Raw genomic sequence first — 24,549 nt, 5'->3', positions numbered from 1 at the left:
GGGTTACGGCGAGGTTATTGGGGCACCGCCAGACGAAAGCGGCGGTAACAGACAAACCGAGCCTACCGCTACCGCGCCACATCTCGACTCTACCGTGCTGGAGCAAGACCGCTATGTGCTGGAAAGCATGGCGCCGAACGCGCGCGCTCATGAATTCCTGTATCAGCACGACGTCGGCATGACGCGTGTGCGCCGCATGTTGCGTCAGCGCGCGCAGCAGGACTTTGCCGCGCTGGAAGCGCATCGCGCCGAAGCGGCAAAGGCAGGCGTCGCGCAATCGGCGGAAGCAGGCCACAGCCATGCATAACGACGTGTCCGCAGCGCTCTACGGCCGGCGCGTCCTCGTGACGGGCGGCGCGCGTGGTCTCGGCGCGGCGTTCGTCCGCTCGCTCGTGCAAGCCGGTGCGCGCGTCGTGTTCGGCGACGTGCTGCACGACGAAGGCCGCGCGCTTGCGGCATCGCTCGTCGAGCAAGGACATGCGGTCACCTACCTGCCGCTCGATCTCGCCGACCCCGCCAGCATCAAGCAATTCGCGGAGCAAGCTGCGGCGCAACTCGGCGGTCTCGACGCACTGATCAACAACGCGGCCATCACGAACTCCGGCGGCAAGTTCGCCGACGAGTTGTCTGTCGATACGTGGGACGCCGTGATGAACGTCAACGTGCGCGGCACCTGGCTGATGAGCACCGCCGCGCTGCCGTATCTGCGCGACTCGGGCCGCGGCAGCATCGTCAACATTGCCTCGGATACGGCGATGTGGGGCGCGCCGAAGCTGCTCGCTTATGTCGCCAGCAAAGGCGCGGTGATTTCGATGACCCGCTCGCTGGCGCGTGAATTCGGCGCTCACAACGTAACCGTCAACGCAATCGCGCCGGGGCTGACCGAAGTCGAAGCAACCGCATACGTGCCTGCCGAGCGTCACGAATATTACCTGCAAGGCCGCGCGCTGACGCGCGCACAAGTGCCCGACGACGTCACCGGGCCGGTGCTGTTCCTGTTATCCGATGCCGCTCGCTTCGTGACCGGCCAACTGCTGCCGGTCAACGGCGGCTTCGTGATGAATTGATCTTGTCGAATCGAAAGGAGAAAGAGATGGCGGACGCCGATATCGAACGCAAATCGTGGGACCAACCCGCGGACGCAAGCTTCGCCCAATGGCTGGACAGCCGCGTCGCGCGCCTGGAAACGCGTCGCTACGACTGGGACGCGCTGAAGTTTCAGGCCGACTACGATCCGAAGTATCGCCGCGCGCAAATGCGCTATGTCGGCACCGGCGGCACGGGTGTCGCGAAAGACATGAACACGGTGCCCGCGGGCGGCTTCACGTTTTCGACGATGGTGATTCCGGCCGGCAACATCGGCCCGAGCCATATTCATATGGATGTCGAAGAAATTTTTTTCGTGCTGCGCGGCAAGATGAAAGTGGTCTGCGAGAAAGACGGCGAAACATGGGAAGCCGTGTTGGGCGAACGCGATCTGATCTCGGTGCCGCCGGGTGTGTATCGCACGGAAATCAACGTCGGTGAAGAAGACGCGTTGATGTGCGTGATGCTCGGTTCGCCGAAGCCCTTTACGCCGACGTATCCGCCGGATTCGCCGCTGGCCAAGCTCAAGCGCTAAGCCTTCAAACGCTTCCGCAGTTTTAAAACACCCGCGAAGGAAATCATGTCCGCAGTCCCGTCCGTCACAGCTGATCAGCACGCTACGCTCGAAGCCCGCCTTGCGCGCTTTCCGGCGCAGCAGATCTGGCTGGCCTCGCAACGCGCGGTGAGCTATCGCGAAGTGGATCGCGCCGACAGCAGCGCGTTGCCGCTCGTGCTGCTGCACGGTATCGGTTCGGGCGCGGCGTCGTGGGTGCAGCAGTTGGAAGGACTCGGCGCGACGCGCCGCGTGCTGGCGTGGGATGCGCCGGGTTATGGCGCATCCACGCCGGTCGCGGCCGTATCGCCCGCCGCGCACGACTACGCGAGTGTGTTGAAAGAGTGGCTCGACGCGCTCGGCATCGAACGTTGCGTGCTGCTCGGCCATTCGCTCGGCGCGATTATCGCCGGCGCATTTGCCTTTGAGTATTCGCAGCGCGTGGCCGGTTTGTTGCTGTTGTCGCCGGCTGGCGGGTATGGCGCGGCATCGGCGGAAATGCGCAATGCGAAGCGCGATCAGCGTCTCGCGATGCTAAACGAACTCGGCCCCCAAGGCCTCGCCGAACAACGCAGTACCAACATGCTGTCCGCTCACGCGAGCGACGAAGCGCGCGCATGGGTGCGCTGGAACATGTCGCGCGTGATTCCGCACGGCTATGCACAGGCCACACATCTGCTCGCCAACGCCGATCTCGCCGGCGACCTCGCGCGCTTTGACGGCCGCATCAACGTGGCCGTCGGCGCCGACGACACCATTACGACGCCCGAAGCCTGCGAGCGACTCGCGCTGGCCGCCGGCACCAAACTGCAGGTCGTGCCTCGCGCGGGCCACGCCGGCTATATCGAAGCCCCCGCCGCGTACACCGCGATCATCGACACGTTCTGTCGCGCGAGCGACGGACAACGGAGCCAATGAATGACGCCCGACACGCCCGACACCGCTCGCGCCGAGCGCGACGCGGACGAAGACCGCACCGACACCACCGGCGACACCGCCTACCGGGTGCCCGGTCTCGAACGCGGTCTGAAGATTCTCACGGAATTCTCGCCCCGCGAGCCGATTCTCGGCGCACCGGAATTATCGAAACGCCTGAAGATTCCTCGCACGACGGTGTTCCGTCTGTTGCAAACGCTCGAATCGCTCGGCTTTCTGGAGCGTGCCGACAAGGACCGCAACTATCGCCTCGGCGTCGCGGTGCTGCGGCTGGGTTTTGAATATCTGAGCTCGCTCGAATTGACCGACCTCGGCTTGCCGGTCATCGAGGCGTTGCGTAACGAAACGGGCCTTACCAGCCACATCGTGATTCGCGATGGACGCGATGTCGTGTTCGTCGCCAAAGCGCAAAGCCACACGCCGATTTTCAGTTCCGTGAAGGTCAATGTGGGCACGCGTCTGCCGGCTCATGCCACGACGCACGGCCAGGTGCTGATGGGCGACCTGACGCTCGACGAGCTGAAGAGGCTCTATCCCGAGCCGGAACTCGAACGCTTCACGAAGCAGACGCCGATCACCGTCGACGACCTGTACGAACGGATTCGCGACGACGCGCGGCGTGGTTTCGCGATCAGCGAGTCGTCGTTCGAACGCGGCATTTCGGTGGTGAGCGCGCCGGTGCGCAACGACACGGGGCGCATTGTCGCTGTTATCACGACGACGATTCCGCGCCACGAAATCGACGCGTCGCTGCTCGATAGCGGCCTGATCGACAAGGTCCGCCGCGCGGCCGACGACCTTTCGCAGCGGCTCAACTATCGGCCGAAGGGTGGCGCGAAGTCGGGCAGCAACTACATGAAGGCATTGGGGCTCTGATGATCCAAATCGACTTGAGCGGACAGGTAGCGGTGGTGACGGGCGGTTCGTCCGGTATCGGCCTCGCGACCGCCGAACTGTTTCTGCGGGCGGGCGCCTCGGTCGCGATCTGCGGCCGCGACACCGAACGTCTCGCGCAAGCGGAAGCCGCGCTGAAGGCGCAGTTCCCGCAGGCGCAATTGCTCGCGCATCGTTGCAACGTGCTCGACGCTGACGACGTGAAAGGGTTCGCGGACGCGGTGCAGACACGTTTCGGCCGCACAGACATGCTGGTGAATAACGCCGGCCAAGGCCGCGTGTCGACTTTCGCCGACACCACCGACGAGGCTTGGCGCGAAGAACTCGACCTGAAGTACTTCAGCGTGATCCGCCCGACTCGCGCGTTTCTGCCGATGCTGCGCGACGCTTCCAATCCCGCGATTGTCTGCGTCAACTCGCTGCTCGCTCTGCAACCCGAGCCGCACATGGTGGCGACTTCGTCAGCGCGCGCCGGCGTGCAGAACCTGCTCAAGTCGCTCGCGGTGGAGCTCGCGCCGCAGCGCATCCGCGTCAATTCGATTCTGATCGGCATTGTCGAGTCGGGTCAATGGCGCCGCCGTTACGCGCAAGAAGCGCAGCCGGGCCAGAGCTGGGAAGACTGGACCGCCGAACTGGCGCGCAAGAAAAACATTCCGCTAGGCCGCTTCGGTCGCCCCGAAGAAGCCGCTCAAGCGCTCTTTTATCTGGCTACGACGCTGTCGTCCTATACGACGGGCAGTCATATCGATGTTTCTGGAGGCGTTGCACGACATGTCTAACAAAACCACCGTTGGCGAACTGATCGCCGCCTTTCTCGAGCAATGCGGCGTTCAAACCGCATTCGGCGTGATCTCGATCCACAACATGCCGATTCTCGACGCGATCCACAACCGCGGCAAGATCCGCTATGTCGGCGCGCGCGGCGAAGCCGGCGCGGTGAACATGGCCGACGGCTTCGCGCGTGTCTCCGGCGGCCTCGGCGTTGCATTCACCAGCACGGGCACCGCGGCGGGCAATGCGGCGGGCGCAATGGTCGAAGCCTTGACCGCCGGCACCGCGCTGCTGCATGTCACCGGTCAGATCGAAACCGAATACCTCGATCAGGACCTCGCGTATATCCACGAAGCACCGGATCAACTGTCGATGCTGTCGTCGATTTCGAAGGCCGCGTTTCGCGTGCGTTCCGTCGAAACCGCGTTGCCGACGATCCGCGAAGCCGTGCGTGTCGCGCAGACCGCGCCGAGCGGCCCGGTGAGCGTCGAGATTCCCATCGACATTCAGGCCGCCGAAGTGGAATGGCCCGCCGATCTCGCCGCGCCGCACATCACGACGCTCACGCATTGCAAGCAGCGCGTCGCGCAGCTCGCCGGTTCGCTGGCGACGGCCAGGCGCCCGCTGCTATGGCTGGGCGGCGGCACGCGTCACGCGACGAAGGCAGTCGAGCGACTGGTCAAGCTTGGGTTCGGCGTCGTGACCAGCGTGCAAGGCCGCGGCGTGCTGCCGGAAGATCATCCGGCTTCGCTCGGCGCGTTCAACGTGCATACGGCTGTCGAGAGTTTCTACAAGACGTGCGACGCGCTGGTGGTGGTCGGTTCGCGTCTGCGTGGCAATGAAACGCTGAAGTACAAGCTCGCGTTGCCGCAACCGCTGTATCGCGTCGACGCCGACGCGCTCGCTGATAACCGTGGCTATCACAACGAGATGTTTATCCACGGCGATTCCTCGGCTGTGCTGGAAGAACTGGCGACATTGCTCGAAGGCCGCATCAAGGTCGATCCGGTATTTGCGCAGGATCTCGCGGCCGCACGCGAAAGCGCCGTCGCCGATGTGGGCAAGGGCCTCGGCCCGTACAAGCGTCTCGTCGATGCATTGCAAGCGGCAGTGGGCCGCGACTACAACTGGGTGCGCGACGTCACGATCTCGAACAGCACGTGGGGCAACCGCATGCTGAAGATTTTCTCGCCGCGTGCGGGCGTTCATGCGCTCGGCGGCGGCATCGGCCAGGGCATGCAGATGGGCATCGGCGCGGCGCTTGCGGGTAGCGCGGCGAAGACCGTGTGCCTCGTCGGCGATGGCGGCTTGATGGTCAACGTCGGCGAACTCGCGACGGCCGTTCAGGAAAACGCCAACGTGATGATCGTGCTGATGAACGATCAGTGCTACGGCGTGATCCGCAACATTCAGGACGCGCAATACGGCGGCCGCCGTTGCTACGTCGATCTGCACCAGCCGGATTTCGCGCAGTTCTGCGCGAGCCTCAAGCTCACGCACTACCGCATCAAATCGCTCGATCAGGCCGACGCGATCATTCGCGAAGGCATGGCGAAGACCGGCCCGGTGCTGGTCGAAGTGGACATGCTGTCGGTCGGCTCGTTCGCGACCGCGTTCGCCGGCCCGCCGGTCAAGGAACAGGAGCCTGAACATGCGTGATGCGGGCTACGCGGGGCACCACGCACCCGTCGACGTCGCGATGATCGGCTTCGGCGCGATCGGCCAGGCCGTGTATCGCTCGGTCGCCGCCGATCCGACCGTGCGCGTGTCGCACGTGATCGTGCCGGCGCGTCACATGGCTGCGGTGCGCGAAGTAGTGGGCGACTCGGTGGATGTCGTGGCCTCCGTGTCCGCCTTGAGCAGCCAGCCGCATTTCGCGCTGGAATGCGCGGGACATAGCGCGCTGGTCGACCATGTCGTGCCGTTGCTGAAGGCCGGCACGGACTGCGCGGTCGCATCGATCGGCGCGCTGTCCGACATGTTGCTGCTGGACGCATTGTCCGCCGCCGCCGATGAAGGCGACGCCACGTTGACGCTGCTCTCCGGCGCGATCGGCGGCGTGGATGCGCTGGCCGCCGCCAAGCTCGGCGGTCTCGACGAAGTGCTGTACACCGGCCGCAAGCCGCCTACGGGCTGGCTCGGCACGCCGGCGGAACAGCTCTGCGATCTGCACACGCTGAATGAAGAGACGGTGATCTTCGAAGGCAACGCGCGCGAAGCGGCGCGGCTGTATCCGAAGAACGCCAACGTGGCCGCGACGATCGCGCTGGCTGGCCTCGGTCTGGACCACACCACGGTTCGACTGATCGCCGATCCGAACGTGACGCGCAACGTGCACCGCATCGTGGCGCACGGCGCATTCGGCGAGATGTCGCTCGAAATGTGCGGCAAGCCGCTGCCGGATAACCCCAAGACATCCGCACTGACCGCGTATAGCGCGATGCGTGCGCTACGCAATCGCGCGGCACGTTGCGTGATTTAAGCCATCAGTTGATTAGCTGAAGCAAACTGGAATGACCGACATGACTCACTTCGATACCAGCCTCGTGCCCACCGGCGATATTTTCATCGGCGGCGAATGGCGGCAAGGGCGTGGCAACCCGTACACAAGCCTGTATCCGGCGGATCAGTCGGTCAACATGGAAATCTCGACGGCCAATGCCGACGACGCCCGCGACGCGGTGGAAGCCGCGGACATCGCATGGCGCCGCGCGGACTGGTCGGGTTTGAAGCCGCATCAACGCGCGCTGGTTCTGTACCGCATCGCCGATCTGATCATGGCGCGCCACGAAGCGCTCGCGCAATTGCAGCGCCGCGATAACGGCAAGCCGATTGGCGAAACGCGCGTGCTGGTGGCGAGCGCCGCGAACACGTTCCGTTATTTCGCTGCGTGCCTCGAAACACTCGACGAAGAAGTCACGCCCTCACGCGGCGACTATCTGACGATGAGTATCTACGAGCCGATCGGCGTTATCGCGGCGATTACGCCGTGGAATTCGCCGATAGCTTCCGACGCACAAAAACTCGCTCCGGCACTTGCGGGAGGCAACGCGGTCGTGTTGAAGCCTGCCGAAGTGACGCCTTTGGTCTCGCTGGCATTGGCGCGCATCTGCGAAGAGGCTGGTGTACCGAAGGGCGTTCTAAGCGTTGTGCCTGGCAAAGGCTCGGTGATCGGCGACGTGCTGGTGCGTCATCCGTTGGTGAAGAAGGTGTCGTTCACGGGCGGCACCGAAGTGGGCCGCGGCATCGCGCGCATCGCGGCGGACAAGTTGATGCCGGTGTCGCTTGAACTGGGCGGCAAGTCGCCGACCATCGTGTTCGACGACGCCGATCTCGATCACGCGGTCAACGGCGTGCTGTACGGCATCTTCAGTTCGTCGGGCGAAGCGTGTATCGCGGGTTCGCGTCTGTTCGTGCAGCGCTCGATCTACGACGTATTCATGAAGCGTCTCGCGGAAGGCGCGCGCAAGCTGCGCGTAGGCGATCCCACGCGTTCCGAAACGCAAATGGGTCCGCTCATTACGGCGGCGCATCGCGAAACGGTCGAGCGTTATGTTGCGCTCGGTCTCGAAGAGGGCGGCAAGCTGCTGTGCGGCGGCGAGCGCCCGGTTGGCGATGGCCGCGAAGCGGGCACGTACTTCCAGCCGACGATTCTCGAAGGCCTCACCAACAACGCCCGCATCTGCCAGGAAGAAATCTTCGGCCCGGTGCTGGTGGCCATGCCGTTCGACGACGAAGCCTCGCTGCTCAAAGAAGCGAACGACAGCGTGTTCGGCCTTGCCGCCGGCATCTGGACGCGCGACTACAAGCGCGCTTACCGGATTGCCGGCGCACTCGAAGCCGGCACCATCTGGATCAATACCTACAAGCTGTTCTCCATCTCGACGCCGTTCAGCGGCTGGAAGGAGAGTGGCATGGGGCGCGAGAAAGGCCGGCTCGGCATTCGGGAATACATGCAACAGAAGAGCCTCTACTGGGGCTTGAACGACGCGCCGCTGGCGTGGGCGAATTAATACGCAAGAGGCACGTTATGACGATTCTCGGCATTGAACAGATTATTTACGGCGTGACGGATCTGGCCACCTGTCGCCGCTTTTTCGCCGACTGGGGCTTGAAGGAAGTCGCGCACGACGAAACCCAGACGCGCTTCGAAACGCTCAACGGCTGCACGATTCTTTTAAAGAACGCAGTCGATCCCTCGTTGCCGCCCGCCTTCGAAGAAGGCCCGACGCTGCGCGAAGTGACGTGGGGCGTGGCGACGAAAGCCGAACTCGACGAACTGCGCGGCCGCTTCGCCGGTCAGCCGGGCCATTTCGAAACCGACGACGCCGTCGGCTGCATCGACCCGAACGGCATGGCGATGCGCGTCGAAGTGACCCGCAAGCGCGCGCTCGACATTCACGGCTCGCCGTCGAATGTGTGGGGCCAGACGCTGCGCGTCGACCAGCCTTCGCCGATTTATGAGCGTGCCGAACCGGTCGAAGTGGGCCACGTGGTGTTCTTCACGAACAAACTCGCCGAACAGGAAAAGTTCTACCAGGAACTGCTCGACTTTGAAATGTCCGACCGCTATCCGGGCCGTGGCGCTTTCATGCGCTGCGCGCCGCACGGCGGCCATCACGACATCTTCCTGCTGGCCTTGCCCAACGGTAAGCGCGGGCTGAATCACGTCGCCTTCACCGTGCGCGATATTCATGAAGTATTCGGCGGAGGCATGCATATCAGCCGCTGCGGCTGGGACACGCAACTCGGGCCGGGGCGTCACCCGGTGTCGTCGGCTTACTTCTGGTACTTCCAGAATCCGGCAGGCGGTTTGATCGAGTATTACGCCGACGAAGACCAGCTCACGCCCGAATGGCAGCCGCGCGATTTCGAGCCGGGTCCGACCGTGTTCGCCGAATGGGCGATCGACGGCGGTATCGACGGCAATACGCGACGCCAGAAAAACGCGCAGGCGCCGGAAGGCAAGTTCATGACGGAGCGGAAAAATGACTGACGCTGCTGCTGCAAAGGCGCAAGCCGCCCATGCCGGACTGGAAGCACCGCGCACGATCGTCGTGATTGGCGGCGGCCAGGCGGCCGGCTGGGTCGTGAAGACCTTGCGCAAGGAAGGCTTCGACGGCCGCCTCGTGATGATCGCCGACGAAGTGCATCTGCCGTACGAACGCCCGCCGCTGTCGAAAGCGGTGCTCGCGGGCGAAGCGGATATCGATACCGTGCGGCTCGTAAAGCCCGACGACTTCGAGGCGCTGAATATCGAAGCATGGCAACCGGATTGCGCGACGTCGATCGTTCGCGAGCAACGCATCGTGCGCACGCAGTCGGGCCGCGAAGTGCAATACGACCGACTGGTGGTCGCCACCGGCGGCGCGGCACGCAAGTTGCCGGACTCGCTGGTGAAGACCTCGCACGTGGCCTACTTGCGTACGCTCGACGAAGCCGTCGCGTTGGGTGAACGGCTGCGTGCCAGCAAGCGCGTGCTGGTGGTGGGCGGCGGCTGGATCGGTCTCGAAGTCGCCGCCACGGCGCGCAAGCTCGGCGTGGATGCAACGGTGGTAGAAGGCGCGCCGCGTCTGTGCGTCCGTTCGCTGCCGCTGATGGTGTCCAGCTTCCTGCTCGATCTGCATCGCGCGAACGGCGTCGACGTGCGTTTGAATGCTTCGCTCGTATCGCTCACGGATCATCCGAACGACGCCAATCGCATTCGCGCCACCTTCGCAAACGGCTCGACGCTCGACGCTGATTTCGCCGTGGCCGGCATCGGTCTTACGCCGCACACGGCGCTGGCGGAAGCCGCGGGCGTGAAGGTGGAAGACGGCATCGTGGTCGATCATTTCGGCGCCACCGACGACCCGCGCATTTTCGCGTGCGGTGACGTCGCCAATCATCCGAGCGCGTGGCTCAAGCGCCGCGTGCGGCTTGAATCGTGGGCCAATGCGCAGAACCAGGCGATTGCCGCCGCGAAAGCATTGCTCGGCACCTTCGAACCGTATGCGGACATTCCGTGGTTCTGGTCCGATCAGTACGACGTGAATCTGCAGATTCTCGGCGACATTCCAGGCGATGCGCAACTAGCTGTACGCGGCGATTTGCCCGGCAAACGCGCCACGTTGTTCCATCTGGAAGACAGCGCGATTCGCGGCGTGATCGCCATCAATACGCCGCGCGAACTGAAACTGTCGCGCAAATGGATGAACCAAGGCCGGACCATCGACCTTGCCACCCTGACCGACGCCTCAACGGCACTTGCCTAACCACATCTACGGACGGCACAACGGCATGAGAACCATCGACAACACCATGGGGGACCGCAGCAGCGCCGGTGTCTCAGGCCCTGTGACCCGGGGCTCGATCATCGCGCGTCTGGAGCGCTTGCCCAAGAATGCGATGCAGGTGCGCGCGCGCATACTGATCGGTCTCGCGACGTTCTTCGACGGCTTCGACGTGATTGCCATTGCGGCCACGTTGCCGATCCTGATCGCGAAGTGGCATCTCACGCCGTGGGAAATCGGCTTTCTGATCGGTTCCGGCTCGGTCGGGCAACTGATCGGCGCGTTCGTTTTCCCATGGTATGCGGAGCGCAAGGGGCGTGTGAAGGCGATCGCGCTGAGTTCGGGGATCATCGGCATCACCAGCATTGCGTGCGGTTTTGCGCCGACGTTCGCGGCGTTTGTCGTGTTGCGCGTGATTCAAGGGCTCGGGCTCGGCGGCGAGTTGCCGGTGGCCGCGACTTACATCAACGAGATCAGCCGTGCGCATGGCCGTGGCCGTTTCGTGCTGTTGTATGAAATCGTTTTCCCGGTCGGCCTGCTTGCGTCGAATGCGTTGGGTGCGTGGATCGTGCCGCGTTTCGGCTGGCAAGCCATGTACTTTATCGGCGGCATGCCGTTGATTCTGTTCTTCGTGCTGCGCAAACTCGTGCCGGAATCGCCGCGCTGGCTCGCCGAACGTGAACGGATGGCTGACGCGGATGCGGCGGTGCATGTGTTCGAACGTTCGGTCAAAGGTCCGCTTCCGCCGGTCATTCACACGACTGAATTTGAAGCGATGGCCAATCGCCATCCGAAGCGCCGCATGGGCGACCTGTTTGGTCCGGCGTATCTGAGGCGCACGCTGGCCGTGGCCATGTTGTGGATTACCTGCGGCTTCATTCAATACGGCCTCTCGACGTGGCTGCCGACGATTTACCGCACGATTTATCACGCGCCGCTGCAACTCGCGTTGAATCTTGCGGTGGCCGCTTCGGTGCTCGGCGTGGTGGGTTCGCTGACTTGCGCGTTGCTGGTCGACAAGGTGGGACGCAAGCCGATCATCAACCTCTCGTTTGTTGCGTGTGCGATTTCGCTGCTACTGGCGGGTGTATTCCACGATTCGTCGGTGTATGTCGTGGCGACGTGCTGCGCATTTTCGCTGGGCTTCCTCGCTTGCGGGTTCATCACGGCTTATGTCTATACGCCGGAGTTGTATCCGACGAGTATCCGCGCGATGGGCTGCGGCGTCGGCGGCGCGTGGCTGAAGGTCGCGGCGATCTTCGCGCCGGCTATCGTGTCGAAGACGATGGTCGGCGGCAATTTGCAGGTGGCGTTTTATATTCTCGCGGCCGTGCCGTTTCTTGCGGCGGTGGCGGTGCATTTTCTTGGGATTGAAACCAAGGGGAAGGTGCTGGAGCAGTTGGAGGCTTGAGATTTTTTACCTAATCGAGTTTGGTGGGCGGTTGATGTCGTAGTACCGCAATTAGCTGGGGGACGAGGGGCGCACTGGGTGGTGCGCCCCTTTGTTTTTGGGGGCGTAGGGAAGTTCCTACTTCAAATGAAGATCGGTCTTCTATAAATCGGGTTCGGCTTTCGATATCGTCTAGGTAGTTAGCAAAACTACAGGCAGTTGGAATTGGGGATATCGATGGTCAGTTTATTTCGAAGCCAACGCGGCTTCCTAAGCGTATGGCGCGTCGCTAGCGGTGGAGCGGTGGCCTGTCTATTGGCTGTCGCCATATCCGCTCACGCTGACGAGATCACTTACGGATACGACGCATTGGGCAGACTCACGTCTGTTTCGGTTGGAGGCGCGACTGCGTATTACGACTACGACTCAGCCGGCAATATCACCGCGATTCGAAGGCCGCTAACCGTTTCTTCCGAGCCTTCGGTTCGCGACCAGGCTCTTTCGCTTCCGTTCAACGCTCAAACATCTGTGTCCGCGCTCGCATCTGCGCCAACCAGCTCGCGGTAGTCGACCCGTCCCCTTCTTTCATCTGGGAACTCCATGCAAGTCACCGATGGCATTGCGGCGCGTCGCGCGCTGCTGCGCCCGTTCGTCCTGTTTCTATTTGTATTGCTGTCGTGGTTCGTGGTGCCGCATGCGCACGCTACGGATTGCAGCAGCCTGTATGCCAAAGCGGGAGCCTATCCTGCGGATCCGCGGTGCCCTTTGCAGGCGGCGTCGGCTGATTTCGGCGGAATGGGCGGTTATGTCTGCGGCGACCCTGGAGAAATCAACGCCTATTGCTCCGGGCCGTCCGGTGGCACGACGGTTGAACCGTTCGCACCGGACGACACCGTGAACCTGGATGGCGACGACACAGGCGGCCAGCCAGGCGGTACGGATTGCAATGGTGGCGATGCCACAGCCGGATGCGGCAGCAGCACATCGGGTGGCGATCCTGTTCGGCTGTTCACTGGCCAGTTCCATCTCGTCGCCCATGATCTGCATGTCGCCGACACGATCGCGCTGGACCTCGCACGTGTCTACCGCGGCAGCGCCTACGACACGTCTGGCCGTCCGATGGCGGGCACCTTCGGTATCGGAACGACGCTCAACTACGACAGCTATCTCATGATCGGCGCGGCGGACGCGGGCGGTGTACGGCAACAGGTGCAACTGTATCTGCCAAGCGGAACGCGTGTGCCGTTTAGCGCCCGTTCCGGAACCAGCACGACTTGGGACGACCTCACGAGCCCCGGCGACTACTATCGCGCCAGCATCACTACCAGCGGATCGAACAAGGTGCTCACGCTGCGCGACGGTCGTGTGCAGCAGTTCACGATGATCGCCGGCCTTTATCGCCTGACCCGTGTACAGGACCGCAACGGCAACACGGTCGCCATCAACCGAAACAGCAGTACCGGCGCGATCACGGGCATCAACAGTCCTAATGGACGTGCGCTAACGTTTACGTCGATTGTCGGTGCGCGCGGCACGCCGCTGATCTCGCGCATCTCCGACCCGTTGGACCGCCAGGTGAACTACCAGTACGACAGCCAAGACCGCCTCACGCAGGTGACGGACGCGGGCGGCGGTGTATGGAAGTACGGCTGGGACACGAAGAGCCGTCTGGTTAGCGTGACCGATCCGGAAGGCAACCAGCAGGTCGTCAACACGTACGACGACAGCGACCGCGTGATCGCCCAGAAGCTTGCCGACGGCAGCACGTTTGGTTTTGCCTACACGGTGACGGACGGCAAGATCACGCAGACCGACGTGACGGACAGGCGCGGCAGCGTCCGGCGCGTGATGTTCGACGCAAACGGGCGCGTAGTGAGTAACACATACCCGGCAGGTCAATCGATTGCGCAGGTGCAGACCTTCACGCGCGACGCAACGGGGCGCGTGACGAACCTCACCGCTGCCGATCGCCGGTACACGTACACCTACGACGCGAATGGCAACCGCGTCAGTGAGGCGGATCAATACGGTGTGTTGGAGACCCGTACTTTCGATAGCTATAGCCAAGTGCTGACGGAAGCGCAGGCCGGCGACCCTCAGCGCGCCGTCAGCACTGTCTACACGTATGACGCCAAGGGCAATCGGCTAACGGTGACCGACCGGCTGGGCAACCGCACCACGCAGACGAACGACAGCCAGGGCCGCCCGCTCACGGTAACCGACGCGCTCAAAGGGGTGACGAAGTACACCTGGAGCGGTGCGGACCTCACGGCAATCACGGATGCCCTGAGCCGTACCACACAGTTCACCGCGGACGCGGCGGGCCGGGTGACTACGGTGCAGGACCCGCTAGGCAATAAGACAACGCGCACGCTCGACGCGCTGGACCGCACGACCACCGTGACCGATGCGCTGGGCGGTGTGACGCGCTTCACGTGGGACCGCAATGGCCATCTGCTGGGCCAGGCCGATCCGAAGGGTGTGACCACGGCTTATACGTACAACGCGATTGGCCGTGCGGTGAGTAAGACCGATCCGCTTGGGCACGCTGAGACGTACACATGGAATAACGCGGGACAACTTGCGTCGGTAACCGATCGAAAGGGGCAACTGACAACGTATTGGTATGACGTGGCCGGTCAGCTGCAGTCGGTCTATTTCAACCCCGACGGCAACACGCTGGGCGCACCCGCACGCTCTCTCGGCTATGGATGGGACGAGTACGGAAGGCTGCAGGGGACATCCGACAGCGGCGTGGGCCGTACACCGGCCGGCTCGCGTTACTATTTCGACAGCGTCACGGGCAAGGTGAACCAGTGGGTCGAAACACCTGGTACGCAGCAGGGATTCATCACCTACAGCTACGACCCGGACAGCCGGGATCTATCGGTCATCGGGGCGAAAGACGGAACAATCAGCTATAACCGCGACGCCGAACACCGCGTCACGCAGGTCCAGTACGCGGTGGACGGTGAGCCGCCGCGCGTGTTCGGCTATAAATACGACGCGCTGGGCCGTGTCAGTCAGGCGACGCTGGCCAACGGCATCACGGCAACCTACACATGGGATGCGGCGAGCCAACTGACCGGCATCACGTACAAACGCGCTGACGGCAGCGTGCTGGGTGACCTGACGTACGGCTACGATCTCGCAGGACGTCGCACGAGTGCGGGCGGCAGTTTCGCGAAGGCGGACCTACCGGCGGCTGTAAGCGATGCGCAGTACAACGCGGCGAACCAGCTCACGCACTGGTCGCGCAACACGCTGGCGTACGACCTGAACGGTAACCTGGCGAGCGACGGTTCAAACCGGTACACGTGGAACGAGCAGGACCTGCTGAGCCAGATTAGTGGCTCGGTGAGCGCGAGCTTCAGTTACGACATCTGGGGGCGTCGCCGGGACCAGACGATCAACGGTCACCGTCAGCAGACGTTCTGGAATGGCGATGAGGTGAGTTTCACGATCGTCGATGGCGATTATGCGCATCGAAACCGGATGTTCTCGGCGTACCCGGAAAGCCGGCTGGATGAACTGACGTATCGGCGCATTGGCGACGATGCGGGCCAGGACAGCTACATCCTGCGCGATGCGAATAACAACGTCATTGCGCTGACCGATGCGAACCAGCAGAGCCAGACGCAGTACACCTACCAGCCGTATGGGACGACCACGCAGACGGGTGCGGCCGACCCGAACCTGCAGCAGTACACCGGGCGCGAGAATGATGGGACGGGGCTGTATTACTATCGGAATCGGTACTACAGTCCGGCGACTGGACGGTTCATCAGCGAAGACCCGATCGGCTGGGCGAGTGGGCAGACGAATGCGTATGCTTATGTGGGTGGGAATCCGGTTCAGTTTGCAGATCCGTATGGGCTCGGCCCATGGGATAACCCATACGGGCTTCCTAAGGACTTTTGGAATTGGTATCACGACAGTGGCAATATGAGAGGAGAAAAAGGACCCAACGGCCAAGTACCTAAGGACGAGGCACGAGGGGCGTACCTAGAGTGGTTGCGTCTGGGTAAGCCGGGCCCAGAGTGCAAATAATGCAATATCGCCTTGAAGCCTATCGTTAGGAAGGGATATGAAACTCAACATCCGGGTCGATGCTCAATTCCATGAGTTGAAGACCGAGCAAATTGACCGAATGAAAGAGACTTTTTCCGTTCAAGAAAGAGAGGGGTGGGACGGGCGAAAGAAGTATCATGTTTGGCTCTCTTCCAGTGAGCTTATCGTCGACGACACGGATGCGGAGATTCAAAAATTTTTGAGAGATTTGCAAAGATGCGGGTTCGATGCGAAATTAGAAAACACGCTACGCATTGCCATATTCTATAAATTGAGTGAAACGATTGTATTTTCGTTTTGTGCGTCATCACAAACGCTCAGGTTGTTGGCGGATTGCGGCATGTCCCTCGAGACGGTCGGATACCCCTGTTCAGACGATGAGGGCGAGTAAGACAAGATTGCCGTCACGTAGCAAGCCGGGAAGGCGTGTGGGGCCCCTTCAGAAATCGATTTTTCACGACCCTTGGGGATACGACGAGACATCCCGCCTGTTGACGGTTCGTATGCGCCGCTGCCGGGTTGCACTGCTGTCGGAATCGGTATTACAGTCCGGCGACCGCGAGGTTCATCAGTGAAGACCCCCCTAGGCTGGGCCAGTGGGCAGACGGATGCGAATGTATGCGTATGCGTATGCATGACCCCGAATGTGGGCGAGCCAGGCTTAGTTCATGTGAATCCCGGCAGCGACCAGGAGCGAGGTTATGGCTCCGACGGATGGCCCGATTGGGATGTTGACTGGGACCGGCATCATAGACCGAATACACCGGTGCCACACCGGCATGACTGGGGGTGGAAGGAGAATGGCGATCCTACCCGCGGAAACCCTGTCCCTATTCATGGTCTGTGGCAACCAAAATGATGGACCGAAAATGACTATCAGTGATGTTTCCTCTCGTGACGTTTCCTTGCACGATGCTGAAATAGTATCCATCAGCATGGATCGAGGCACCTCGGTATGCAGGGTCGGCTTGTCTCGTGTGGCAGGACAATCTTGCGCAGTGGAGTTATTCGGCGTTAGAGCATTTCGCGCCGAAGACTTCGTGTTGCAAAACGTAGTAAGCCGAATGCTGAGGTCCACCGTAAAACAATTTTCGTCGGAGGCAATAGAGTGCTGGGTGACTTGGGCTACCAGTTTTTCTGATACCGACTCCTGGTTGAAACCTGACTCTAAGCATCTTTGATTGGCGAGCTTGAATGAGGGGAAGTTAGAGCTAGTAGTTTTCGAGCCATCGATCGGAGCGCAGATTGCCGTGATCTGCGAGCGACTACTGTTCGTACCATGCGAGGCCCAAATCACGCGGGCTGATAGCTCCTAGTGCAACGACAGAGGGCCGCGATGCGGCCCTTGGAATTAGCGCGTTTGAAGATTGGGCAACGGGCGGTCAATTGCGTGCGGGTAAGTTGGCCGATGCGACCACGCCGACGGATTGTCCCGACTCGGGGTGTTTTTGCCTTATCCGGAAGGCGGTCTGGATGGCTTCTGATGCTCGACGGTGATACGCACACGCTATCCGGGCTCGAAGCCCGCGGTCTCGATCCATCGTCCGGAGAGCTTCATCCACGGAAAGCGGGGCGGCGTCTTGCGCATATCGAAGGGCAGGCGTGCCGGTTTCTGATAGCGCCAGGATTCCCGGATGGTGACAGACCGTTCGGTGACAGGTGGCGGTGGTGTGAGTCTCAGCCAAGATCGATTTCCTGTATGAGCCGGTGGTGGTCAGCGGGCCGTATAGTTTGCCCTCCATACTGCCCGCGCATTTGCCGCGTTACTTATCCTCCCTGCTTCAAACGCCTTGCCCCGGAGCCCGTTTAAATCCAAAGTGAATTATTACGATTTAAATGGGGCGTCGGCGCGTGATCGATGCCGTCGAATGATTGAACGTGTCCAGACTTCTTGGAGTACGAGGCTACATGATGGGCGAAGCAGATGACTACGGATGGGGCGAGGTAGGCAACTCTATCTTGCTGAAGAAGGTGTATGGATACTGGCCGGCTTTCCATGACGCGCAAGTGCTGTCTATCAAGATGGAGCACGGAAAACGTGGCTCCGGAGTGGTGGACGTCGCCGTCGAATTGCGGCACTGGGGGCAGGATGATCCAAACTGGGTCGCGCCTGGACCGGACTGCGTCATTACGCTGACTCTGCGTGAGGTAAAGATTGCGGACATATCCATTGATGCCTTCGTTCAAGACAACTGGGTGTACGACGCTTGTTTCACGAGGACAGACGATGAGCTACTGCTCTTCGAACTTGAGCCTAGTAGTGGTGCTAGCGTTTTCCTCGCGTGTGCGTCTGCCGAGATTACTCGAATTGAGCCGTACTGCGCGCCAGTCGCTTTAATTACGACGTAACCTCGGGCTTATGATCTGCGTAGGACCGCCAAAGTACGTTTGTTTACTATCGGAACCGCTGCAATAGGCCGCAAACCGGGCGGTTCATCACCAAAGACCCGATTGGCGATGCGAATGCGTATGCTTGAACTGCACTTCCTGCCCGCGCTTCGCTTACCGCATCACATTTCCCTGCTTTTTTCTGCGATTCACAGATATCAAAGATGGTCTTGCCCAAGTACGTTGCGCGAACGAGGCCGAGCGTACCGAAGGCGGCCTACCCCACCCGCCGTTGCCTGACCCCCTCAATAACCCAGATACTCATCAACCCCGCACTCACACAAGCGATGATATCCGGCTTATAAATCGCCAGCGCCATCCACACAAGGTTCGCATATCCACGAAAAAACGCCGGTATCGCATTGCGCAAATCATTCCAACGCGTCGTCGCCAGCACGCCGCCCGCGGCCGACATCACCGCGAACAACGCCCACGCGAACTGCGTCGCACGCACGTCCTGTTGCAATAGCAGCACGATCAACGCTACGAATCCAGCGAACCACAAAGGCACGCAAGCCCAAAACAACCGCGGCTGCCGCGCGATCCATCCGCGCCATTCCGCCTGCGAAAACGAAATGAAGAACGCGAACAGCACACCGTGCGCATAAGGCATCGGCCACGCACGCGGATCCATCGCGATCCAATGGCCCCCAAAACCCAACGCCGTCGCGCTGAATGCGGCCAGTATCGCGAGTTCCTTGACGGGCGGCCAGCCGTGAATCAACGCGGCCCAGATCGTACAGACGCCCAACGTGGCCATCGCCATTGATGTCGAACGGCCGCTGCCGTCCTCGCACAATGCAAAGGCGTTCGCGCCAAGCCACACCGGAATCCAGCCATACCGCAGCCAGCCGATCGAGCGCAACGCCCGCAGCCGCTGTTGCTGCGGCTCGGACAGCAGCACGGTCGTGGCGGCGACCGTGATCAAGGCGAGCATCAGCGTCGACAGAAAAATGCCCAACTGGGCGGACGACCACTGATCGAACCACCTGTTGCCGTTGGGGTTCAGCGACGCGTCGGCGAACAGCAAGCCGCACCACGCGTTCAATGCGAGCGCCGGACCAAACAGACGGCCCGCGCCGATGCGGAATTTGAGGCAACGTCCCCAGAAATCGACTTTCTCGGCATCGAGCCGCAGCCGTACGACATTCGGATGGTAGCGGCCGAGAGCAGTCAACAGCTGCTCCATCTCGGCACGCGCGCCGGCCCGAAGCAATGCACGCGCGCCGGCCGTCATTTGCGGCAGCGGACCTTCAAGCAATGCCATTGCGTTCGTGAAGCGCAGGCGCAGCGCGTCGTAGTCTTCATCGGCGAACACGCGGTTCAAGGCGAGCGTGGCGATGGCCGCGTTGCGACGCCGCAAATGCGTCGAGTTGTCCCGCCAACCGAGCACTGCGCTCAGGTTCACGCGCAGCGCGGCGGGCGTGTCCTCGTTCAGACAATGACACAGCGCCTGCCATTCGAGTTCGTCGCGCGTCGCAATGTTGACGACGGCGGCGAACAAGTCCTGCAGCGAACGGCGCGACTTGAGATCGTCCGCTTGCGCGATGAAGTTGTGCCAGAGTTGGACGGCGGTTCCAAAGGCGTCGGCTTCGGGGGTAGCGGCTTCGACTTCCGAAGCGTCGACCGTCACGTGGGACGTCGCCGGCCCGGTTGCGGGCTCGCGCGTGTTTGCAATCAAAACGGCGGGTTCGGCCCCAGAGATGTTCGCTGTCGGCTCCGCTATTGCTGCCTTCGCGACCGCGCCGCCCGCCATCTGCAACGCGGATTCATACGCGTACCGCAGACGCTGAAATGCTTCAGCATCTTCATCTGGACGTTGTTGTTTCAACAGCCGTGCATAAGCGCGACGCACCGCACGCTCATCGGCACTCGGCTCGACGCCGAGCACGTCCCAGGGCCATTGATTGTTCGAGATCGTATTCATGGCCGCTCAGTAAGTCACATGTACATCGAAGCGATCCAGCAGCGCGCTCAATTCACCGCGCGCCTGCGCAATTTCATCGGTATTCTGGCGCTCGATCAGCGCCTGGAAGCGAGCGATATGCGCCGCCAGATATTGCCGATGGTCGCCGAGCGTTTCTTCATAGACGCGGTCGGCGCGCGTCAACAGCGTCCGGTTTTCGAGTTGATCGCGAGGGTGAATCTTCAGCGTGCTCAACGCCGCGAGACGCTGGCGGATTTCTTCCGGCGTCATCACGCCGGGGTTTTCTTCGATCACCATCGCGCGCTTTATGCCGCCCGGAAACGCCGTGGCTTCGACTTCCAGCACACCGTTGATGTCGTAGGTGAAACGCACATCCGCGCCAGCTTCGCCCGCTGCTTTGAGCGGCACTTCGAGCGTGAATTCGCCCAGCGCGACGTTATCCGCGGTCAAGCGCGCTTCGCCCTGAAACACCTTGATGCCGAGCATCTGCTGACGGTCGCGCACCGTGAAAATGCGCTGCATACGGCTCACCGGCACGATCGTGTTGCGTTCGATGATCGGCAGAAAGTGACCCGGTACGAACTGAGCCGGGCCGACCTGCATGGCCGTGTCGATACCGAGGCTGTAGGGCGCGACATCGGTCAACACCATTTCGTCGAGTCCGGCGTCGCGTCCGACAAGTCCGGCCTGTACCGCCGCGCCGAGCGCGACCACTTCGTCCGGATTCAGATGTCCGGCGGGCAGGCGGCCGAACATCTTCGAGACCAGCTTGCGGACCATCGGCATGCGCGACGCACCGCCGACCAGGATGATTTCATCGAGCGCGGCGACGGCGATTTTCGAATCGCGCAATGCGCGTTCCACCGGTTTGCGCAGCCGCTGCAGCAAATGCTCGCAAGTGCGCTCCGCGGCGGCCGCGTCGAGTTCGAGCGCGTGCTCACGGTCGCCGATTGAAAGTGCAAGCGTGACACTGTCGACGCCGTTCTGCGTCAGCTGACGTTTCGCACGTTCGGCCTGCTGATGCAGCCGTTGCGCGGCAATCGGCGCGAGCGATTGGAGGTTGAGGCCGTTGCGCTGGCAGAACAACTCGACTAATGCGTCGGTGAAGTCTTCACCGCCCAGAAAATTGTCGCCGGTGCTGGCGCGCACTTCCATCACGCCTTCGAAGAAGTCGAGCACGGAGACGTCGAAGGTGCCGCCGCCCAGATCGAAGATCAGAAACTTGCGCTCGCTATCGCGTTGATGCACGCCGTACGCAAGCGACGCGGCGGTCGGTTCGTTGACGAGGCGCAGTACATTCAGCCCGGCGAGTTCACCGGCGATGCGCGTGGCTTTGCGTTGCGCGTCGCTGAAATAAGCGGGTACGGCGATCACGGCGTCGCTGACCGTTGCGCCGAGAAAGGCTTCGGCATCGGCCTTCAACGACTTGAGCACCAGCGAGGACAACTCTTCGGGACGCAGCGTTTGCGTGCCGAGCGGCACGGCGCGGCTTGTGCCCATATAGCGCTTGAAGTTGGCGGCGGTGCGCTCGGGATGCGTATGCAAGCGGTCATGGGCAGGTCGGCCGACGAGAATCGAGCCATCGTCGTCGATGGAGACGCACGAGGGCGTGAGCGTCTCGCCTAACGCGTTCGGGATGAGCACGGCGCGGTCGTCGCGCCAGATTGCCACGAGACTGTGGGTGGTTCCAAGATCGATGCCGATGATCGAAGGCATGTACAGTGTCCGATTCGTTTGCGCCCCTCCATGAGGAGATCGCCCAAGTTTTCGCCGATGAACCGCATGGAGCCGGGTGTAGCTCCGTCCAATGGCGATAACGGCAGACCGCGCGCAAAACTTGAGCGGCGCGGGTCTGGAAGGCGGCGAGAATCGAACTGGACAATGCGCGGCGCATGGTGGCCACGCGAAAGGCCGGAGATAAGTGGGCGACGCGCCGCGTGGGGCGCGCGGCACGGCAAAACGAGCGGCAAGCGTGCTACGCAAGCTCGCTGCGCGGCATCACAACGCTTTGCGATACACCACGAAGCCTGAGCGGTCCGCAACCTTGTCGTAGAGCTTCATCGCCGTCTGGTTCGTTTCGTGGGTCTGCCAGTAAACGCGTTGCGAGCCATCGGCTTTGGCGCGCTCATATACCGCTTCGATCAACGCGCGGCCGACGCCCTTGCCGCGCTCGCTGTCGAGCGTGTACAGGTCTTGCAGGTAGCAGATCGGTCCTTTCATCGTCGTGTGACGGTGATACAGGAAATGCACGAGGCCGAGCAACTGGCCGTTGCGTTCGGCGACCATCGCATGCATCGGCTCGTAGCCATCGAAGAAACGTTCCCACGTAATTTGCGTGATCTCGCGCGGCAACGCGGTTTCGCCCGAGCGGCCGTAGAACGCGTTGTAAGCGTCCCACAGCGGCAGCCATGCGTCGAAGTCACCGGGGACGACGGGGCGGATCTGAATCGGATCGGACATGTGCGGTTCCTAATTGAGTGAAGACTGCCAATCCGTCAGCATAAGAAATTCGACGCACCATTGTTAGCTCCACAGTACGGCCGGAATATGGAGCCACGAGTGGACGATGGGCTGTTGATGTCGAATCTGGGGCGCGGTGCCGCAGCAGCCCCTATGCAAACGGATAGCAAACCGCACTCAGTACGAACGCTGCTTGATACCCCAGCGCCCATCCTGCCACGTCACGATCCACACATTGCGATGCAGCGTGATGATCGAACCGTCTGCGCGGTTGCGCGAATACACCACACGCAGGTGCACTTTGCGCGGGCTCACCAGCACCGCGTGCTTTTCCTGATACGCGGTGTGATGCCAGCCGGTATCGCGCGTCAGATCGTCGAAGAAGCCGGCGGGCAATTGGCCCGGCCGTTCCCAGATCACCAGTTGTTCGCCCGAAAGAATGACGTGCGGAAAGTGCAAATGCGCGTCCATGCCGTCGAGGTCGCGTGCGTTGAAGCAGGCGGTAAAGCCGTCGATGCAGGCGAGCGCGGCAAGCGTCATCGCGGTTTCGTCGATGCCGTCCTGCTGCGGGATAAACAATGCGTTGGCGTCAACCATCGTTACGTACGAGTAAAAGCAACCGTTCAGACCGTCTCGGCTCTGAGCCAGCGCGTGAGCGTGGCGTCGTCGTCGGTCTCCAGCGTCTCCGCGATTCGCCGGCCCACCGCTGCGCCGAATTTGTAGCCGTGTCCGGAGCAAGCCGATACGACCAACGTGTTGCCGATGCGCTTCGAAAAAAACCGCTTATCCGCCGTGAACGTGTACGCGCACGTTTTTACTTCGGATACCGTATATTCGTCGATCCGGCTGAACGGCGGCGAAAACAGCCGCCGCAAACGGTCGCCCTCACCGGGCGCCGCGACGCGATTCGCCTCGGGATCCGGCGTGAGCGATTTATTGATGCCGGCGCCAAACTTCAGACCAATGCCGTCGAGCGGCGGCAGCACATAGCCGTCGCTCGCGCCGCCGATGTCGACGATCGCGGGCGCCTTCGACCACGCGTCTTCCAGATCCGCAGGCGGCTCCAGATAAGCGACGATGTTGCGATACGTCATGAGGTTCTCAGCAAGCGCGGGAAACAGTTGCGGCGTCCACGCGCCCGCGGTGACTACGAGGCGGTCGGCGCGCACGATCTCGTCATTTTCGAGTCGCACGGAAGCGGTCTTCGGATCGACCGCGTGCACCTTAGTGTGCAGGCGAATGTCGGCGCCGCGCATCTTGAGCCACGCCTTCATGTCGCGCGCAATGCGTTCGCTGAATAGTGCGCCGCCGTCGTGATCGAGGTAAGCGTAATGAAACGTGGCCGGGTCGAGAAACGGATAGCGTGCCGCTGCCTCGAGCGGTTCGAGCCGTTCGTACTCGAATCCCATCCGGTCGAGGCCGGTGCGGAACTGTTCGGCGCCATCGCCTGCGAATTGCGAAATGCCGAGCACTCCGCAATTTGCGTAATGGGACACGCCAAGATCGTTCCATAGCAGATCCCAGCTATCGAACGCTTCTTCGATGTTTCGCGCATAACCGTCCGCATCGCCGTATGCGCGACGAATCATCCGATGCCGGTCGCCCGATGCGGCGAGTGGATTTGGAATCGAGCCCTGCTCGATTAGTGTGATGTCATGTCCCTGTTTCGAGAGCGACCACGCGGTACTCAAACCGGCGATGCCCGCACCTACGATTGTTACCCGCATGCCAACTCCCCCGAGTCGATGGTTCTGGGCCAGAGTCTATCAGCGGGAAAAAATTCAGTGCGCGTTATGTGAAT

At 61.8% G+C, this 24,549-nt stretch carries 20 protein-coding genes and 1 pseudogene; 16 read left to right on the top strand and 5 right to left on the bottom strand.

Annotated features, from left to right (window positions below; all coding sequences use genetic code 11):
- The 16 genes and pseudogenes from B0G73_RS06760 to B0G73_RS06685 form a co-directional block, all read left to right on the top strand.
- Positions 1-307 (top strand): annotated as a pseudogene (locus tag B0G73_RS06760) (hypothetical protein); the annotation flags it as partial.
- Positions 300-1,067: an SDR family oxidoreductase gene (locus B0G73_RS06755; protein WP_106279122.1), complete on the top strand. Its 768-nt coding sequence runs from the start codon at positions 300-302 to the stop codon at positions 1,065-1,067. The pseudogene B0G73_RS06760 and the gene B0G73_RS06755, both read left to right, overlap by 8 nt.
- Positions 1,068-1,093: 26 nt before the next feature.
- Positions 1,094-1,621 (top strand): cupin domain-containing protein, encoded by a 528-nt coding sequence (locus B0G73_RS06750; protein WP_106279120.1) that lies wholly within the window; start codon positions 1,094-1,096, stop codon positions 1,619-1,621.
- Positions 1,622-1,666: 45 nt separating this feature from the next.
- Positions 1,667-2,557, top strand: a complete 891-nt coding sequence (locus B0G73_RS06745; protein WP_106279118.1) for an alpha/beta fold hydrolase — start codon at positions 1,667-1,669, stop codon at positions 2,555-2,557.
- Positions 2,558-3,451, top strand: coding sequence for an IclR family transcriptional regulator (locus B0G73_RS06740; protein ID WP_106279117.1), 894 nt, complete (start codon positions 2,558-2,560; stop codon positions 3,449-3,451).
- The gene (locus B0G73_RS06735) at positions 3,451-4,248 is read left to right on the top strand and encodes an SDR family oxidoreductase (RefSeq protein WP_106279115.1); all 798 of its coding nucleotides are present in this window, start codon (positions 3,451-3,453) and stop codon (positions 4,246-4,248) included. The genes B0G73_RS06740 and B0G73_RS06735 overlap by 1 nt, the downstream gene beginning before the upstream one ends.
- The gene (locus B0G73_RS06730) at positions 4,241-5,899 is read left to right on the top strand and encodes a thiamine pyrophosphate-binding protein (protein ID WP_106279113.1); all 1,659 of its coding nucleotides are present in this window, start codon (positions 4,241-4,243) and stop codon (positions 5,897-5,899) included. The genes B0G73_RS06735 and B0G73_RS06730 overlap by 8 nt, the downstream gene beginning before the upstream one ends.
- Positions 5,892-6,722: an aspartate dehydrogenase gene (locus tag B0G73_RS06725; protein ID WP_106279111.1), complete on the top strand. Its 831-nt coding sequence runs from the start codon at positions 5,892-5,894 to the stop codon at positions 6,720-6,722. Before B0G73_RS06730 ends, B0G73_RS06725 begins: the two co-directional genes overlap by 8 nt.
- Before the next feature lie 40 nt (positions 6,723-6,762).
- A complete protein-coding gene (locus B0G73_RS06720; RefSeq protein ID WP_106279109.1) occupies positions 6,763-8,253 on the top strand; it encodes an aldehyde dehydrogenase in 1,491 nt (496 codons plus the stop codon).
- Positions 8,254-8,270: 17 nt separating this feature from the next.
- Entirely contained in the window at positions 8,271-9,236 is a 966-nt protein-coding gene (locus B0G73_RS06715; protein ID WP_106279107.1) for a VOC family protein, read from the top strand.
- Complete coding sequence (locus B0G73_RS06710; RefSeq protein WP_106279105.1) at positions 9,229-10,494, top strand: NAD(P)/FAD-dependent oxidoreductase; 1,266 nt, start codon at positions 9,229-9,231, stop codon at positions 10,492-10,494. The genes B0G73_RS06715 and B0G73_RS06710 overlap by 8 nt, the downstream gene beginning before the upstream one ends.
- 25 nt (positions 10,495-10,519) lie before the next feature.
- Positions 10,520-11,923 (top strand): MFS transporter, encoded by a 1,404-nt coding sequence (locus B0G73_RS06705; RefSeq protein WP_106279103.1) that lies wholly within the window; start codon positions 10,520-10,522, stop codon positions 11,921-11,923.
- A 216-nt stretch (positions 11,924-12,139) separates the two neighbouring features.
- Complete coding sequence (locus tag B0G73_RS06700) at positions 12,140-12,469, top strand: RHS repeat domain-containing protein (protein WP_106279102.1); 330 nt, start codon at positions 12,140-12,142, stop codon at positions 12,467-12,469.
- Between the two features lie 33 nt (positions 12,470-12,502).
- Positions 12,503-15,952, top strand: a complete 3,450-nt coding sequence (locus B0G73_RS06695; RefSeq protein ID WP_106279100.1) for an RHS repeat-associated core domain-containing protein — start codon at positions 12,503-12,505, stop codon at positions 15,950-15,952.
- A 37-nt stretch (positions 15,953-15,989) separates the two neighbouring features.
- On the top strand, positions 15,990-16,364 hold the full coding sequence (locus tag B0G73_RS06690) for a hypothetical protein (protein WP_106279098.1): 375 nt from the start codon (positions 15,990-15,992) through the stop codon (positions 16,362-16,364).
- A 1,517-nt stretch (positions 16,365-17,881) separates the two neighbouring features.
- Entirely contained in the window at positions 17,882-18,322 is a 441-nt protein-coding gene (locus B0G73_RS06685; protein ID WP_106279096.1) for an Imm50 family immunity protein, read from the top strand.
- Between the two features lie 256 nt (positions 18,323-18,578).
- On the opposite strand, the gene B0G73_RS06680 is transcribed toward B0G73_RS06685, so the two are convergent.
- The 5 genes from B0G73_RS06680 to B0G73_RS06660 all read right to left on the bottom strand — a co-directional run bounded on the left by B0G73_RS06680 (position 18,579) and on the right by B0G73_RS06660 (position 24,475).
- Positions 18,579-20,288 carry a J domain-containing protein gene (locus B0G73_RS06680; protein ID WP_106279094.1) on the bottom strand — a complete coding sequence of 570 codons (1,710 nt, stop codon included), beginning with the start codon at positions 20,286-20,288 and terminating at the stop codon, positions 18,579-18,581.
- Positions 20,289-20,294: 6 nt separating this feature from the next.
- Positions 20,295-22,004, bottom strand: a complete 1,710-nt coding sequence (locus B0G73_RS06675) for a molecular chaperone HscC (RefSeq protein WP_106279092.1) — start codon at positions 22,002-22,004, stop codon at positions 20,295-20,297.
- A 282-nt stretch (positions 22,005-22,286) separates the two neighbouring features.
- Positions 22,287-22,748 (bottom strand): GNAT family N-acetyltransferase, encoded by a 462-nt coding sequence (locus B0G73_RS06670; RefSeq protein WP_106279090.1) that lies wholly within the window; start codon positions 22,746-22,748, stop codon positions 22,287-22,289.
- A 177-nt stretch (positions 22,749-22,925) separates the two neighbouring features.
- Entirely contained in the window at positions 22,926-23,345 is a 420-nt protein-coding gene (locus B0G73_RS06665) for a hypothetical protein (RefSeq protein ID WP_106279088.1), read from the bottom strand.
- A 26-nt stretch (positions 23,346-23,371) separates the two neighbouring features.
- On the bottom strand, positions 23,372-24,475 hold the full coding sequence (locus tag B0G73_RS06660) for an FAD-binding oxidoreductase (protein ID WP_106279086.1): 1,104 nt from the start codon (positions 24,473-24,475) through the stop codon (positions 23,372-23,374).
- Positions 24,476-24,549 lie beyond the last annotated feature (74 nt).

The organism is Paraburkholderia sp. BL25I1N1, assembly GCF_003002025.1.
Classification (GTDB): Bacteria; Pseudomonadota; Gammaproteobacteria; order Burkholderiales; family Burkholderiaceae; genus Paraburkholderia.
The sequence above is the reverse complement of the archived record's forward strand: the minus strand, read 5'-3'. Positions and strand labels throughout refer to the sequence as shown.